Annotated in this window: 13 protein-coding genes; 8 read left to right on the top strand and 5 right to left on the bottom strand. The window is 45.4% G+C overall.

Annotated features, from left to right (window positions below):
* Positions 1-10 precede the first annotated feature (10 nt).
* Positions 11-2,101 carry a serine hydrolase domain-containing protein gene (locus tag ACR1R9_RS13055; RefSeq protein ID WP_433923483.1) on the top strand — a complete coding sequence of 697 codons (2,091 nt, stop codon included), beginning with the start codon at positions 11-13 and terminating at the stop codon, positions 2,099-2,101.
* Between the two features lie 138 nt (positions 2,102-2,239).
* On the opposite strand, the gene ACR1R9_RS13050 is transcribed toward ACR1R9_RS13055, so the two are convergent.
* Positions 2,240-4,339, bottom strand: a complete 2,100-nt coding sequence (locus tag ACR1R9_RS13050) for a serine hydrolase domain-containing protein (RefSeq protein ID WP_433923484.1) — start codon at positions 4,337-4,339, stop codon at positions 2,240-2,242.
* Positions 4,340-4,535: 196 nt separating this feature from the next.
* Between ACR1R9_RS13050 and ACR1R9_RS13045 the strand changes: the two genes are divergently transcribed.
* The 4 genes from ACR1R9_RS13045 (at position 4,536) to ACR1R9_RS13030 (ending at position 8,305) form a co-directional block, all read left to right on the top strand.
* Positions 4,536-4,904: a hypothetical protein gene (locus ACR1R9_RS13045; RefSeq protein ID WP_433923485.1), complete on the top strand. Its 369-nt coding sequence runs from the start codon at positions 4,536-4,538 to the stop codon at positions 4,902-4,904.
* 2 nt (positions 4,905-4,906) lie between these two features.
* On the top strand, positions 4,907-6,625 hold the full coding sequence (locus ACR1R9_RS13040; RefSeq protein ID WP_433923486.1) for an ABC transporter ATP-binding protein: 1,719 nt from the start codon (positions 4,907-4,909) through the stop codon (positions 6,623-6,625).
* Positions 6,626-6,815: 190 nt separating this feature from the next.
* Complete coding sequence (locus ACR1R9_RS13035) at positions 6,816-7,250, top strand: MarR family winged helix-turn-helix transcriptional regulator (protein ID WP_433923487.1); 435 nt, start codon at positions 6,816-6,818, stop codon at positions 7,248-7,250.
* On the top strand, positions 7,247-8,305 hold the full coding sequence (locus tag ACR1R9_RS13030; protein ID WP_433923488.1) for a threonine aldolase family protein: 1,059 nt from the start codon (positions 7,247-7,249) through the stop codon (positions 8,303-8,305). Before ACR1R9_RS13035 ends, ACR1R9_RS13030 begins: the two co-directional genes overlap by 4 nt.
* A gap of 112 nt (positions 8,306-8,417) precedes the next feature.
* Here ACR1R9_RS13030 and ACR1R9_RS13025 read toward each other — a convergent pair whose 3' ends face one another.
* The gene (locus tag ACR1R9_RS13025; protein ID WP_433923489.1) at positions 8,418-10,397 is read right to left on the bottom strand and encodes a family 10 glycosylhydrolase; all 1,980 of its coding nucleotides are present in this window, start codon (positions 10,395-10,397) and stop codon (positions 8,418-8,420) included.
* 135 nt (positions 10,398-10,532) lie between these two features.
* On the opposite strand from ACR1R9_RS13025, the gene ACR1R9_RS13020 reads away from it, so the two are divergent.
* A complete protein-coding gene (locus ACR1R9_RS13020) occupies positions 10,533-11,411 on the top strand; it encodes a helix-turn-helix transcriptional regulator (RefSeq protein WP_433923490.1) in 879 nt (292 codons plus the stop codon).
* A 74-nt stretch (positions 11,412-11,485) separates the two neighbouring features.
* On the opposite strand, the gene ACR1R9_RS13015 is transcribed toward ACR1R9_RS13020, so the two are convergent.
* Entirely contained in the window at positions 11,486-12,142 is a 657-nt protein-coding gene (locus ACR1R9_RS13015) for an NADPH-dependent F420 reductase (protein ID WP_433923491.1), read from the bottom strand.
* 145 nt (positions 12,143-12,287) lie between these two features.
* Between ACR1R9_RS13015 and ACR1R9_RS13010 the strand changes: the two genes are divergently transcribed.
* Both ACR1R9_RS13010 and ACR1R9_RS13005 read left to right on the top strand, forming a co-directional pair.
* Positions 12,288-12,878: a TetR/AcrR family transcriptional regulator gene (locus ACR1R9_RS13010; protein ID WP_433923492.1), complete on the top strand. Its 591-nt coding sequence runs from the start codon at positions 12,288-12,290 to the stop codon at positions 12,876-12,878.
* Positions 12,879-12,968: 90 nt separating this feature from the next.
* Positions 12,969-14,138, top strand: coding sequence for an MFS transporter (locus ACR1R9_RS13005; RefSeq protein ID WP_076288409.1), 1,170 nt, complete (start codon positions 12,969-12,971; stop codon positions 14,136-14,138).
* A 151-nt stretch (positions 14,139-14,289) separates the two neighbouring features.
* Here ACR1R9_RS13005 and ACR1R9_RS13000 read toward each other — a convergent pair whose 3' ends face one another.
* Both ACR1R9_RS13000 and ACR1R9_RS12995 read right to left on the bottom strand, forming a co-directional pair.
* Positions 14,290-15,471, bottom strand: coding sequence for a multidrug effflux MFS transporter (locus tag ACR1R9_RS13000; RefSeq protein WP_433923493.1), 1,182 nt, complete (start codon positions 15,469-15,471; stop codon positions 14,290-14,292).
* 224 nt (positions 15,472-15,695) lie between these two features.
* Positions 15,696-16,181, bottom strand: coding sequence for a CcdC protein domain-containing protein (locus ACR1R9_RS12995; protein WP_433923494.1), 486 nt, complete (start codon positions 16,179-16,181; stop codon positions 15,696-15,698).
* Between the last annotated feature and the right edge of the window lie 196 nt (positions 16,182-16,377).

The raw sequence follows: 16,377 nt of genomic DNA, 5'->3' as shown, positions 1-16,377 counted from the left end.
GATGATGTGAATGGGACGACAAAAGGGAAAAAGAACTTCAATCACCGCCTTAACTCTGGCGTTAATGATGTTATCTCCAATGTCAGTACTGGCCGCACCAGCTACGAGTAACAACAGCGATCTGACGTATGAACCAACCAAGAAAACAGTAGCGGAGAAAGCCAAGATCCTTACCGAGACGTACGGTACGACCAGTGTACAATATGCATTAATCGATGGTGGAGAGATTGTGGTGTCCGGTCAAACGGGCAAAAACGATATCAATAACAAGGTGCCTCTTACTTCGAACACGATCTATGGCATTGGTTCAACCAGTAAAATGGTACTTACCACTGCTGTAATGAAACTGGTTGACGATGGCGAGATTGATTTGGATGTGCCTGTTGTGAACTATATCCCTGACTTTAAAATGAAAGATAATCGCTACAAACAAATCACACCACGCATGCTGTTAAATCATTCTTCCGGTCTGTTGGGCAGCTCCGGCAGCAATGCCACATTGTACGGGGATAATGACACGTATTCACATGACACTTTTCTAGATCAATTGGCGATACAGACTCTAAAAGCCGATCCAGGAGAATACTCCGTATATTGTAACGATGGTTTTACATTAGCGGAGATTCTAGTCGAAAGAGTTAGTGGCATGGGCTTTACTGCATTTATACACAAATATATTACAGAGCCTCTGGACATGAATCACACCAAAACACCACAGGATGTGGTTGAACCAGTAGAAATGGCGGGAATCTATTCCCCTTTGTATGATGGCCAGCTCCCGCAAGAAAATTATAATATCATCGCTACTGGAGGTATTTACTCTACCGCTGAAGATCTAGTGAAATTTTCACAAATCTTCACGGGAGAGGTTGAAGGCATTCTTTCCAGTAAGTCGGTAGAGGCCATGGAGCAAGAAGAATACAAAAGAGGCATATGGCCGGAGGATAGCGATACGTCTATATCTTACGGGCTAGGGTGGGATAGTGTAAATTTGTACCCATTCAGTGAGTACGGCATCAAAGCAGTAACGAAAGGTGGAGATACCATATCGTATCACTCATCATTAGTCGTACTGCCGGAATACAATCTGGCTGCAGCCGTTACTTCATCTGGTGGGACAAGTGCCAAAGATCAGTTCATTGCGAGTGAATTATTACTCAGCGCACTTGAGGAAAAGGGTATCATTACAGAACGGAAGCCAGAAAAGTCATTTGGGGTACCCGTGAAGGCAGATATACCTAAAGAAATATCCACGTATGCGGGTATGTATGGCGCCAATAATTCGGTTAATAAGATTGAAATGAATCAAGCTGGACTAATGACTGTATCCACTCTCGCAGCTCCGAGTGATTCGGCTCAAAAGTACACATATACAGCAGATGGCACGTTTGTTAACGATAAAGGCACAGAAAAGTTGAAATTCGTTACGGAGCAGAATGGAAGTACTTATCTGTGGTCTCGATCTTATGTATCCTTGCCAGGACTTGGGCAGTTGGCTTTCTCAGAATACACCGCAGAGAAGATGGAAGCCAATGAATTATCCCGAGATATTACGGCTTCGTGGGAGAAGCGTGAAGGTAAAAGATATTACGTGGTGAATGAGAAATATACATCAACGGTTTATCTCAATTCATCACCAATCCTCCCTATTATCTCTAATAAAGAGACACCAGGGTATATATCCAATAATAAGATTATTGGAGCAAACGAAGCAGTCACTGATCTGCAAATCCCTGGCATGGCTGGACGTGATACCAAGGAGATTTATTTCGCCGAGAAGAACGGAGTGGAGTACATTACAACCGTAGGTAGCGTATTCGCCAGTGAGGAACTTGTAAAACCACTCTATTCGGGTAAACAATCCGCTACAACCATTCAAGCAGACGGATATGCCAAATGGTTTTCGGTACCCGCAACTGTGAAAGGAAAAGTTATGACGGTTAAGATGCCTGCAAATGGAGCCTTTGCAGTATATGACCAGACGGGTATTTGCATTAATCACACCGTGGTCAGCGGTAAGAATGAGGTTGTTTTACCAGAAAACGGCCGCATTGTATTTGCAGGTGAGGTCGGTTCTATATTTGAAATTTCATTGAAATAATGAACTTCAGGAAGTTTATGAACGAAGTAAAATAAACTTAGAACAAACGTAGTATCTTTCAGAATTGATTTCGGAAAGAATGAAACGCCCGTTCCCCAGTAGAACACCGGGGAACGGGCGTATTTTCCATGCTCATTATTATTGATTTGTTAACGAAATTTCGAACCTTGAATCAGCTTCACCAGCAAATACAATCGTACCGTTTTCAGGTAAGGTAACTTCATTCTCGCCACTAACCACGGTATGGTTCGTACTGATACCTGTCTGGTCATATACAGTGAAAGCGCCTTTCGAAGGCATCTTCACTGTCATCACTTTACCTGCGGCTGCTGCCGGTATCGAGTACCATGTCGCATAACCGTTTGTTTGAATCGTTGTCTTCGATTGTTTCCCTGAATAGAGTGGTCTCACAAGTTCTTGACTGACGTAGACCTTTCCTCCTGCTGAGACGTATTCCACGCCGTCTTTCTCAAAGAACTTATACTCCATCGTGTCGCGCCCAGCCAAGCCTGGAATTTGCAGTTGGTTCACAGCCGAATTTGCATCAATAATTTTATTGGTATACACATACCCTGGTGCTTCATCGAACATATGAATAGGGATGATCGGCGTTGCACTGTCATATACCGTTGAGGTGTATTTTTCATTCACCAGGTAATAAATGTTGCCTTCACGCTTCTGCCAAGCGGCTGTTACATCTTCGGGTAATGTATTGGTTTCGAGCTTTTCTGCCTTGTATTCCGAGGAGGCGATCTGTCCAAGCCCTGGCACAGACTGATACGAACGGGACCACAAGTATGTATTCCCGTTATCTCCTTGGGCGAATTTCAATTTTTCTGTACCTTGCTCGTTCACGAAAGAGCCATCTTCAGTATACGTATACTTTTGTTCGGTACTGTTCGGCGACAATAGCTGGGACATCGTCAACTGTCCTTCATCATTCACTTCCAACTTCAATAACGAGCTGCCAACAGCCCCATAAATGCCAGCATACTGCGTTAGTTCCTTCGGCATGGTTGTTATTACAGGTACGCCAAATGATTTTTCCGGCTTGCGTTCTTCAATCATATCTTTTTCCTCAAGTGCGCTAAGCAACAGTTCGCTCGCAATCAATTGGTCGGTTGTGCTTGACCCACCTGAAGAAGTAACGGCTGCAGCCATATTGTATTCCGGGAGCACAATTAATGACGAATGATAGGCAATCGTATTCCCGCCTTTGGTAACTGCCTTGATGCCGTATTCGTTAAATGGGAACAAGTTCACACTATCCCAACCTAACCCGTACGAAATCGATGAATCGCTGTCCTCTGGCCACAGGCCACTTTTGTATTCTTCCTGCGTCATGGCTTCTGCTGACTCACTGGAAAGAATACCTGTGACCTCTCCCGTAAAGATTTGCGAAAATTTGGCCAGGTCTTCTGCAGTAGAGTAAATGCCTCCAGAGCCAATCATATTCGTGTTCTCTAGTGGAAGTTGTTCCTTATTCAGCTGCGAATAAGTTACCGCCATTTGGTCAGGATCAACCAGATCCTGCGGCGTTTTGGTATGGCTCATACCCAAGGGTTCGGTGAAATTCTGTTGGATGAAATGGCTAAAGCTCATGCCACTGACCTTTTCAACCAGAATCTCCGCTAACGTAAAGCTATCGTTACTATACACCGAGTAGGCTCCCGGATCTGCCTTCAAATTTTGCTCGGCCAATTGATCCAAAAATGTATCATGTGCATAGGTATCATTGTCCCCATACAGTATGGCACTACCGCTTGAGGTTCCAAGAATCCCAGATGAATGATTCAGCAACATCCGGGGTGTGATCTGTTTGTAACGGTTATCTTTCATTCTAAAGTCAGGGATATAGTTCACAACTGGCACATCCAGATCGATCTTGTCTTCGTCAACCAGCTTCATCACAGCGGCTGTGAGCACCATTTTACTGGTTGAACCGATGCCGTACATTGTATTAGAAGAAAGGGGGATACGGCCCTCCGGGTCGTTTTTGCCTACTTGTCCGGAGATCACGATCTCTCCCTCATCCATGAGTGCGTACTGCACACTTGTTGTACCATAAGTTTCGGTAAGGAGCTTGGCCTTCTCCATCACCGCTTTTTGGGTCATATCATACGTAAGGTTAGTGCTGTTACTGGTTGCCGGTGCGGCGAGAGCAGTCATTGGGGCTAACATCGTTAAAACCAGGGTTACGGCGGCGAATGAAGTTCGTTTTTTCAGTGTCAATCTCATCTTCTCCTGTCTTATCTGTGAATTGGGGATCTCTGTGGTGGTACGTATGTTAGTGTACTCTAGGACGGTGAACTGAATATGAATTGACCCGGATAAAATGGAAAAATACGGGTTGACAGAAAAATCCCTTACGTATACAATCGTATACATAAACAATTTGTATACATATGTATACGAAAATGGAGGTGCTTCACAAATGAGAGAAAGACATATAAATGTGAACGAACAACCTGATCGCCATGGAGAGCAGTCCAGACGCGGTCGTGGAGAAGATGAGCAACAAGGTGAACGTTCAAGACGTGGGAGAGGGCATGGAGAGCATCACGGAAAACGGGGTAATGGGGCACAAACGTTTCGTCGTGGAAGAATTCTAGTCTTTTTGGAACAAATGCAGAATCGAAGAGCTACGTTGGCTAGACAGCTTGGTCAGGAGGAGTTCCGTAATATACATCAGATGATCAGTGGTGAGTTGAAAGCGATTGATCAGGTCATTGATGAATACATCCAACTTTTTGAATTACAACATGAAGAAGAAAGCCCTAATCAGGATCTGGAGAGTGAATAAGAATGGTTCGTCGTTTTTTCTCGTATTATCGTCCTTACAAAAAACTGTTTTTAATTGATTTTGGTTGTGCCGTAATAGCTGGTTTACTAGAGCTGGCATTTCCACTTGCTGTAAGCAAGTTCATTAATGAGTTGCTGCCAGGTCAAGATTGGCCACTCATTATCCTCGCATGTATTGTATTGCTGTCGATCTATGCGCTGAATACCGTCTTGAATTATGTCGTGACCTACTGGGGACATATGCTTGGCATTAACATTGAGACCAACATGCGTTCGAAGATGTTTGCTCATTTGCAAAAGTTATCCTTCCGGTTTTTCGATAATCGTAAAACGGGTCATCTGATCGGTCATCTTACGAATGACCTTAACGATATTGGCGAGGTGGCTCACCATGGACCAGAGGATGTTTTCATCGCAGTGATGACATTAATTGGATCTTTCTGGCTCATGGCGAACATTAATTTAGAGCTTGCACTGATTACCTTTATCATTATTCCTATCATGGCCTGGGTCATTATCGTGTTCGGTGGGCGCATGACGAAGACCTATCGGCGCCTCTTCGGAGATGTGGGGAATTTCAATTCCCGTATTGAAGACAACGTAGGCGGAATTCGTGTCGTTCAATCATTCGCTAACGAAGAGCATGAGAAAAAACTATTTTCCGTAGACAACGAGAACTTCCGTAAAACAAAGCTGCTTGCTTACAAAACGATGGCGAAGAGTATATCGGTCAGCTACATGATGATGCGTCTGGTTACTGTGTTCGTTATGATTAGCGGTGCCTGGTTCTTTATCGATGGCAGAATTGATATGGGTGATTTCATGGCATTCCTGCTGTTATCCAACATCTTCTTCCGTCCGATTGAGAAAATTAACGCCGTAATCGAAAGCTATCCTAAGGGCATAGCAGGATTCAAGCGTTATCTGGAAATCATTGATACTGAACCGGAAATCGCTGATGTGAAAAATGCCGTTGAACTAAAAAGCGTCCGTGGAGATATTCGCTTCGAAAATGTCTCATTCGGTTATGAGGAAAATCGACGCATTCTGAATAATATCAGTTTGTCCATCAATCCAGGGGAAACCGTTGCATTTGTGGGTCCTTCCGGTGCAGGTAAAACGACCATTTGCAGTCTGCTTCCACGATTCTATGAAGTAGAGGAAGGTCGGATCACCGTTGATGGAGTTGATATTCGTGAGGTTCAGCTGGAATCATTGCGTAGACATATCGGTATTGTTCAACAAGATGTATTTCTCTTCTCAGGCACAATTAAGGAGAATATCGCTTATGGCGATTTAACGGCTACAGACGAACAAATCTGGGATGCAGCCCGTCGTGCCTCTTTGGAAGAGTTGCTTCTTACTTTGCCAGAAGGTATCGATACGATCATTGGTGAGCGTGGTGTCAAACTTTCCGGAGGTCAGAAACAGCGCCTGTCCATTGCTCGTATGTTCCTGAAAAATCCACCGATTCTCATCCTGGACGAAGCAACGTCCGCTCTGGATACCGAAACCGAAGCATTAATCCAGAAGTCCTTGGCGGAACTGTCAGTGGGTAGAACAACACTTGTAATTGCACACCGACTGACAACCATCAAAAATGCAGATCGCATCCTTGTAGTCAACGCGGATGGCATCGCTGAGCAGGGGAACCATGAGGAACTGGTCGCTGCCGGAGGCATATACAGCAGACTTCATCAGGTGCAATACAGCCATTCCTAATAGCCAAAAAACAAACCGTGCATTTGCGCGGTTTGTTTTTTTGTTTTTAAATAAAGTGGGCATTCATTTAAACTATAAAGCTCATCGATATTATATTGTTGACAACGTCCACTAAACTGATTAATATAATGTTGACAATGTCCACTAAAAGGGAGGGTTCCACATCGACTCTCAACAAATAAATGCAGATATGTTGACTGAAATGCGGCGTTTTAACCGTTTTTATACCAATATACTCGGTGTACTCGATAAGCATATCCTGGGAACGGGTTACTCCTTCGCTGAAGCAAGGGTCATTATTGAAATTGGCATTCAAGGGGAGAGCATTGCGAACAATCTGGTGGATACACTGACCATTGATCGCAGCTACATGAGCCGAATTGTAAGTAAACTGACCAGAGAAGGGCTGCTGATGAAAGTGGATTCAGCTGCTGACAGCCGGGTTAGTTTGATTCGCCTGACTGAAAAAGGGCAGGAGCTTTACGGTGAGTTGAATGAACGTTCAGATCAGCAGATTGTGAAGTTAATGCAAGGTTTGGAAGAGGAAGAGATCAGAGAAGTTTACGCTTCAATGATGAATATTCAGGATAAGTTGAACAAAAGAGCAGGAGAGACAAGACGATGATACGATTCGAATGTGATTACAACGAAGGCGCGCATGAGCGCATTTTGCAAAGACTGATTTCAACGAACATGGAACAAACGAGCGGTTACGGTAAAGATGCCCATTGTGATCGGGCGAGAAGCCTTATTCGACAAGCTTGTGAAAATGAAAAGGCAGATGTGCATTTTTTGGTTGGGGGTACACAGACCAATACAACGGTTATCGCCTCCATTTTACGTCCGTACCAAGGCGTGATTGCAGCGACTTCGGGCCACATCGCAGTCCATGAGACGGGAGCAATCGAAGCCACAGGTCACAAAGTAATCACGGTACCAAGCGAAGATGGGAAGATCACGTCAGATCAGGTCAAAGCGGTCTATGATGCCCATTGGAATGATGCAGCACCTGAACATTGTGTCCAGCCCGGAATGGTTTACATATCCCAGCCTACTGAGAACGGTACGATGTACAGCAAGGCAGAGCTGCAAGCATTGTTTGATGTGAGCCAACAGTGTGGTCTCCCGTTATTTATTGATGGGGCACGTCTTGGTTATGCTCTTGCTTCCCGGAATTGTGATATGACTCTCGCTGATCTCGCTCGCCTATGTGATGTATTCTATATTGGCGGAACCAAGATCGGAGCAATGATGGGGGAAGCAGTAGTCATTTTGAATGAAAAACTCAAGCCAGATTTTCGTTATATGATCAAACAAAAAGGCGGCCTGCTTGCCAAAGGAAGATTGCTGGGAATTCAATTTGAAACGCTATTTGAAGATGGTCTGTATCTTGAAATTTCCCAGCATGCGGTGGACATGGCCATGTTGATTCATGATTCGCTTGTGGAGCAAGGTATTACTTTCCTATATGATTCACCAACCAATCAGCAATTTCCGATTCTGCCAGATGATCTGCTTCAGGATTTACGCAGCCGTTACTCGTTCACATTCTGGGAAAAGGTGTCCGATACACACAGCGTCGTTCGTTTTTGTACCAGTTGGGCAACCCAGCGGGAAAATGTGGACTCACTGATTCGGGATATTTCCCAGGCTCTGAACAAATTGAAAGCTTGTGTGTAATCATTAATCCCTAAAGATAGTACATCGGCGGAGTAAAACGCCAAAGAAGAAGTCGCCATGTTAATGGCGACTTCTTTTTTTGTTTACTGCTAAATGCTTCATGAATGTACTTCTAAAATTGAATCACGACCATTTGATGACAGGACCACTCCGGTATCGTGTAGGTCACAAGGCCGTTCACCTGACTGAATGGGAGACTAAGGTTCTGCGGCGCCAGATAGACATCTTGTACTTGTTCGGCAGCCGCAACCGTTACCTCTGTATTGATAAGTGGAGGGATATCCTCGATAACTTCCACACCTTGTCCTCTACGTACTGGAGAGGCATACAGTAGATGATTCACCCAACGGTTCGAGTTCTTCTGAATCTGCAGCGTGGTAACCCCTTGGGCAGGTAGGTTGGTTATCAGCGACTTATTGTTACTCAGTAAACGGTCCAACGCGTAACAGATGATTTCCTTGACAGCCAAGCTCCCCTTCGTCGCATAATCTTCAAAAACATTCCACGCGATATAGATTCCATCCTGACCTTCAGCCATGCCAGTTCCCGATTCCTGCAGATCAGAAGGGGTATGCTGGTGAGAGCAGAACGTGAACAAGTCACGGTTAAAATATGAATTTTCCTTACTGCCAAGTACGATGCCGTCTGTCGTGGGCACTGTGTTCTGTCCTTCGGTGTACATGACGAAAGAGGCTGTACGCAGCGAAGGAAGCTCGAAATTCGGACGGAAATAGGAGGGACGGAATGGGGAGACATCCTGATATTCTACGCCCAAATCGAATTCAAAGCCCGTTCCATCCGGTGAGAGACCGGAACGTCCAGTGGCCAGAATTTTGCCGCCCCCTGCAAGAAAGGCTGTCAGTTTGGTTTTGATTAACTCTGTAATGCTAATGGCATCCGGCAAAATAACAACTTTATATTTGGACAGATCAGCCAGCAGATCGACCACATCGAAGAGAAAGTGGCCTTCCAGCAAAACTCTTACAGCTCCGGTATCGTGGTGGTGCATGTGCTGGTTATGAGGATCGCCTCCGGTTTCCCATAAGGCTGCCTCCACTGACAGCAATGCGATATCAGCCATAGCGGTAGTATCTCGACACCATTCTTCCTTCGCTTCTACCTCACGATAAGCTTCCCCGATCAACGAATACGTGGCATGATCCATCTGACCGCCCGGATGCAGCTGATCTCCAATGGAGCAGCGTGCCCCGTTCGCAATGCTCAGTGCAGTTTCATAGCGCAGCGCGTTGGGGTGCTTGTATCCGCCGAATTCGCCCCAGGAGGTATGGAATTTTCCGGTCATGCCGAGGAAATCCATGCCCAATGTCTGCGCATAACGTGCAGAGAGCGGGAAGTGGTCGTACCCCCAGCCGCCCGTTGGTAGCGATTCCAATTCCAAATGGGTATTCACATGAGCGAGATCCCGCCGCCCACGGTCGACGTGACTGCTGTTGTGGAACACTGGTAGTCCGGGTTTCACTGCATGCACAGTCTCATTCATTCGATTAGCATAACGAGCATACGTCTGTTCCCACAGTTTTTTCATATCTTGAATGTTTCGTGGATCGGAGCCCTGTGAGCGAATCTCGGCAACACAATATTGACAATAACATTCCCGAACACCAACGATATCGAGGAAGATGCCGTCCACATCATATTTCTTTACGACTTCCTCTACCTGTAGGGTGAGAACGTCAAGATAAGGGGTATTCATGCAAAATTGATGATAGCCTGGCGTCATGAAGTCGGCTGTCCAACTGATCTGCTCCTGCTGATTGCGGATGAGCCATTGTGGATGTTTGCGGGCGAGTCGCTCATCCAGGCCAGCGGAGAGATAGACCGGAGTCTTCACACTTATCTCATGAGCAGCCTCAATCTGGGCACCCAGAAGATCGAAATTCAGATGTGGATGCATTTGATTGGCGGTAGTCGGATGATAGGCCCAGCCATGATGGCACTTGGAGAATATGGTGATGGAATCGACATGCCCGGTTTTGAGCATCTCCTGAAATTGCAGCTTCGAAAAATCACGGCCAATGCCTTCAATGGCTTCTGACGTATGAAAATCGAGATGAACCTGACGAAATTTCATGCTTGCTTCCCCCTGGTCATTAAATGATAGAATCATATTATATCTACCACTCTAATCGATCATTAGCTTCGATACAGCTGACAATCACGACTATATATAGCACATTATCTACATTTTGAACAAAGGAGGGATCTTATGCTTGTACTTGAACTTCAAGTTCCGCCGTTTCCGCTATTAGCAGCCATTGGGCACACCGAATGGCAGCCAGGGATGCAGCATGCCCAGCGTAGCTTTGATGTGTTCGATCTTATTATTTGCGCCAAAGGAGCGCTGTACATGGAGGAAGATAGCCTCCGTTACGAGATTGCGGAAGGTATGATGCTGGTTCTTGAACCTGGCAAAGACCACCGTGGCTATAGACCAACGGATGTGCAGACGGAAGTATACTGGATTCATTTCCAGCTTCCCTCTGTGCAAAAGATGATTTTGAAAGAAAAGACGACTTGGGAGCAGCCTTTGCTTCAACAAACAGACCAGGATATTGAGGCTCCCCCAGGAGTCATTGAAATTCCCAAATTCGCCGCGGTGGATCTACGTAACCTGGAGCCGATACTGAAAGAAATGCTTGAGCTGCACCATGTACTCACCCGTCAGCGTTCCTTCGAGCTTCATGTTCTGTTGGGCCAATTCCTGCTGCAATTACAGAAGGGAATGAGACAGAACAGCCCGCAGGCTCGCTCCTATTTTCTAAGCGAGAAGGTGGCAACTTATCTTGGTCAACGCCTCGAGCAGCCGTTTGATTCCGGACAGATGGAGCGTGATCTGCTTTATCATTTTGATTACCTGGCTCGCTGTCTGAAGCAGTATACGGGGATGAGCCCGCTTCAATACAGGCATCACCTGCAAATGGAGAAGGCCAAGCGGTTATTGGCACATTCGGAGCTTCCGCTGAAGCGTATCGGCGAGTTGTGTGGACTGCAGGACCATAACTATTTTACACGGTTATTCAAGCGTCAAACTTCCCTCACGCCTGGAGAGTACCGCAAGAAGCACCAGTTGTATTTCATGGAATAGACATGATCAAACAAAAAAACCGCCCGAAAGGGCGGTGGATGATGACGTATTCAATGTCCCAGAATTTCAAATGCTTAAGCTTTAAAGTCCTCGCTTCGTACAGGACTAGCATTCGATAAGGCCTGCCGAAGACTGTCCGCTCCGTGCTCCTGGTAACTGGGAGTCCCCGGTTGTTGGCGCCAGGATTCGTCCAATCCGCCGGCGTCTATGGCGTCAAATCCCAGCTCCTCGACAAGTTGAAGTACAATTTTCTTTGTATCAGGATCATCACCAGCTACCGGGAGAGCAAGTCGATCGGATGAACCGGCAGGCAGTCCACGTTCAAGCAGATTTATAGCGGAAATCCCATTAAAGGCTTTGTTAACAGGATGTTTCAAGTATTGCTCAACCCATCGGCTTTCAGGTAAGCCACCTTCGATCTCGGCAATCAAGCCGTCACGCTGACGGGGGTAATAGTTCCCGGTGTCAATAATCGCAGCACCAGGTGCAATGTGGTCTAAGATACCATCAGGGAGATCCGGAATATTCTTTTGTGGAATCGTTACAATGACCAGCTCGGCTCCATGGGCGACTTCCGTTACTTCAAGTGGTTTTGCGCCTGTCTCTTCAGCCAGATCCGTCAAGGTATGAGGACCACGTGAGTTAGCAATCGAGACATCATGACCAAGTTTGGTGAGACGACGGGTGAGATTACCACCGATATTTCCGGTTCCAATAATTGCGATTTTCATTTATTCCGACTTCCTTTCCCGATTTAATATGGTATGACATTTTTACTGTAACAGAGAACAATGAAGCTGTAAACAACTTCTTGACTGAACGTTACAAATTACCTATACTAAGATTTATTATTTCGTTGAGAAGGGAGGGAATGCAGTGACCAAAGGTGGAAGACCACGAGAATTTAAGGATACGGCTGTAATTGACGCGGCCATGGATGCCTTTTGGTTGAACGGATACGAAGGGTGCTCTACTGAGGATCTATGTAAACAGACCGGTCTCGGAAAGGGCAGTTTATATAATGCGTTTGGCAGCAAACATGATTTATACGAAAAGGTACTCCAGCGTTATCATGAGGAAGGGATACGGGAGCAAAGCCAGATTTTACAGAGCTCCTTACCGTTGAAAGAAAGATTACGCGGCCTGCTGGAGTGGGGTATACAGGAGGATTTTTCGGAATCAGGGCGAAGAGGCTGTCTCCTAATTAATGCAGCAATGGAACGGGCAAGGGTTGATCCTATGGTTGAGCAAGTGGTAACACGTCATATCGGATTTTTGGAGGATGCACTTTGTGATCTGATGGAGCAGGGGGCGCAGACAGGAGAGATTACTTCAGGGAGACCAGCCAAAGAACTGGCAAGCCTGTTTCTAAGCAGCTATTACGGACTTCGCGTGCTTAACAGCTCTTCACAGAACCGTGATCTGGCAAAAAGTATTGTAGAAGGTACATTAGCAGCTATTTACTAGCCGGGTAATCCGGCACTTTTTTTGCATTAGTTTTGTACCGTTCATTACAATAGTGTGGATTTATAACTCATATGAAAAGGGGAATTGAAGATGCCATTGGCAATCTATGTGCTTAGCTTAGCTATTTTTTGCATGACTACCTCAGAATTTATGGTAGCTGGAATGATGAATACACTTGCGGGGGAGTTTGGAGTATCTGTCTCGCAAGTAGGATATTTGATTACAGCCTTTTCAGCGGGGATGGTCGTGGGAGGTCCCTTACTAACCGCTGCTCTGCTGAATATGCCTAGGAAAAAAGCGTTTATTATGCTTACCGGACTATTTCTCGCTGGACAGTTGCTTGGCGCGATCGCAGGTAGCTATGAGGTTATGATGGCCTCACGCATCATAGCAGGTGTTGCTTCCTCGGCTGCTTTTGGCGTATCAATCTCGATCTCTGCTTCTCTCGTGGAGGAAAATCAGCGGGGACGGGCGGTGTCGATAATCTTCGGGGGTCTTATGATCGCCACAGTTCTGGGTACACCTGCTGCAACATGGGTGGCCGATGCTTATGGCTGGCGTTTCAGTTTTTGGGCGGTCGCCATTCTTGTTCTACTGTCAGGAGTAACTGCATTGCGGCTGATCCCCGTATTATCCAGACCGGAGCCCACAAGTTTGCGTCATGAAATGAAATCTTTTCGCAATCGCAAGCTCTGGGCGGCTTACCTGACAAGTTTTCTTATTATAGGAGCCACATTTGCAGCATTCAGCTACTTTGCTCCAATTTTTACAGAGCTGACGGGCTTTTCAACGTCCGCGGTGCCGCTATTGTTTGTCGTGTATGGAGCTGCTACGGTTGCTGGAAATCTGATCACTGGTCGACTGGCGGACCGATACACTATGCTGATTCTAACGATAGGGCTTGTTCTCTTGACGTTTGGTCTTCTGACATTCGCCATTGGCGTACATACAGCTGCCGTGGTTATTCCTGCCGTAATCATCATCGGGTTGGCCGGGGTTCCAATGAACCCGCCTATGGTCGCGCGAGTGATACGTACGGGAGGAAGTGGTCTGATGGTGAACACCGTTCACACCGCAATCGTCACCTTTGGTGTAGTGGTAGGGTCTTCAGTTGGAGGTTTGGCCATTAGTGCAGGTTATGGTCTGGTTGCACCGATCTGGGTCGGGGTTGTATTGGCTTTGGTGGGTGTAATTTCACTGCTTCCGTATATGCGAGGAATCTTCAAAGTTAAGGTTGTAGATATGGATATAAAACATTAAAAAGTGCTTGATTAGTGGGTAGTCTTTCAAAACATCGTGTTCAGCAATATGAATAAAAGCAGCCCAGATACGATAAAAGTACTGGACTGCTTCTATTTTTTTTGAAATGTGCCCCGTGACATTTCTTCGTATTATTTATGATCCTAATAGATTATTCTTCTGAGATAAATCTTTTGCCAAGCAACCACATTACGCCGCTGATGATTAGAAAATATAAAGGCATCATCAGCAATGAACCGTTATGCAGAGCACCCATTCCCCATGTCGTAAGGCTTACCAGCAAGTAGTAGCCTAAGCTGAATATCGCACCTGCTGTGCCAATTACATCTTGAAAATGAACAAGCGCAAGACTTAGACAATTGGGCAGAGCAATACCTGCGCCAATCAACAGAACAAACATGGCAGTTAACATGCAGATAATCTGCAAAAGATTGGGCAGCATAGACAAGCTGCTTCCAAGGGTTAAGAGCAGAGCTCCGCTGGTCATGACCAGACAACCCAAACGAATGATCTTTTCCGGTGCGTAAACGGTCAATAATCTTTTGGAGATCATTGCACCGACCACCGATGCCAAAGCCACAATAATGCCCAGAAAACCATAAACGCCAGGCGACAGATCAAAGTGTTCTATGAAGATGAAGGGAGCTTCGGCATAATAACTGAATAAAACGCCGTTAATACCTCCGATCAATACGCCAAACACCATTACGCGCGGCATAGTGAGCATCTTTTTAACAACCGGAAGTATAGCGACTTTGGAACGTAAAGAAACGTTCGTTGTCTCCGGCAGTTTAAGAAAAGCATATATGAACAACAAAACGCTCATTAGTACTAACGCCAAGAATACCGATCTGAAGCCAAGGGCCTGATCAATCCAACCACCAATAAGTGGCCCAACTGCCGGCGTAAATGCAATGACAGCAGAGATTTGGGCAAACATCGCATGTCTTCGATCTCCCGATACACTTTCTCGAAGCATGGTTTGGGTGATAATCGAGCCAGTTGCGGCACCGAAAGCCTGTACGAAACGGCCAACGAGAAGCAACTGAATCGAATCCGAATAAAAGCACATCAAGCTTCCGATCCCATATACGATGAGACCGCCCAGCATTGCAGGCCTACGACCAATCAAGTCGGACAGCCAGCCCCAGCAGAAGACGCCTAAGGCAAATCCTATAAAATAGATGCTTAACGTGAATTGTACGGAACTATTAGATACACTCAGTGCTGCTGCGATATCTGGCAGCGATGGAGTGTAGATGGTCTCGCTAATTTGCGGAAAAGCGATAAGAACAATCATTAAAAGCAAAGATGGTACTGCATATTTCTTCATAATATATTAGCCCTCCTACAAGCTTATACTCTGTTATGACAACAAGAATATGAGCCTAGCTAGGGAAAGGGGGGCATCATGATGGCGAGACGACTATAAATCATCATTTGTTGAATTACCTTTCATCATTATAAGAGTAGGAGGGTTTGACAATCATTGCTAATACTCGGCCTAGGTTAACATGCTTGATATGGCAAGTCAACTAGCTCGGGCTAATCGTACGATTAAGCGGTTTTGTCCCAAGCTCTGAACGTACTTGATTTGGAATTATGAAATTTAATGAAGCTAGCTATTCGCCAAATGGCGATATAGGATAAGGCGACTACATTATTCAGGAATCCAAGAGTTTTGGGATCAATGCCTGAGATGAACAAGAAGTCAAAGAATCGGATCGAGAAGATAACAATAATTAAAACATAAAGAGATACGTTTCTTTTATAATACATCTTGCCATCCGATTTTCGCTCGAATTGCGTCACCAGAATTAATGGGATTGATAGAATTGCACCTATAACAATTGAACTGATCATTCTGCCAGATGTAAGCACCAACGTTGGGTCGAACAACTCAAACAAAGATGTGGAGATATAAAGGATCGGAATTAATAGTTTCCGCCCAGATTCATGAAGTGGTTTCTTGCTGCCCTGGATAACGCCCCTCAAAATAAGTACGACAATTAACAATGAGATTGTTAAAGAAATTGGATTCATGGTAAGCACCTCGTCTGTTTTTTTTGTGTAACCTAAGTATCGAGGATATTTAAAATTTATATCAGTGTACAAAGTAATTCGTTTAAGGTGACTTTTGTCATTTTCCCAAAACAAATAGGGCGACCTCTCCCCAATTGAATTCCGGGAAAAAGTCGCCGCTTCAAAATCTTTTTTATTGTCTATGTGACAGGGCTAT

This window comes from Paenibacillus taichungensis, assembly GCF_050994985.1.
Classification (GTDB): Bacteria; Bacillota; Bacilli; order Paenibacillales; family Paenibacillaceae; genus Paenibacillus; species Paenibacillus taichungensis.
Note: the sequence above shows the minus strand (reverse complement) of the source record. Positions and strands in the feature narration are given on the sequence as shown.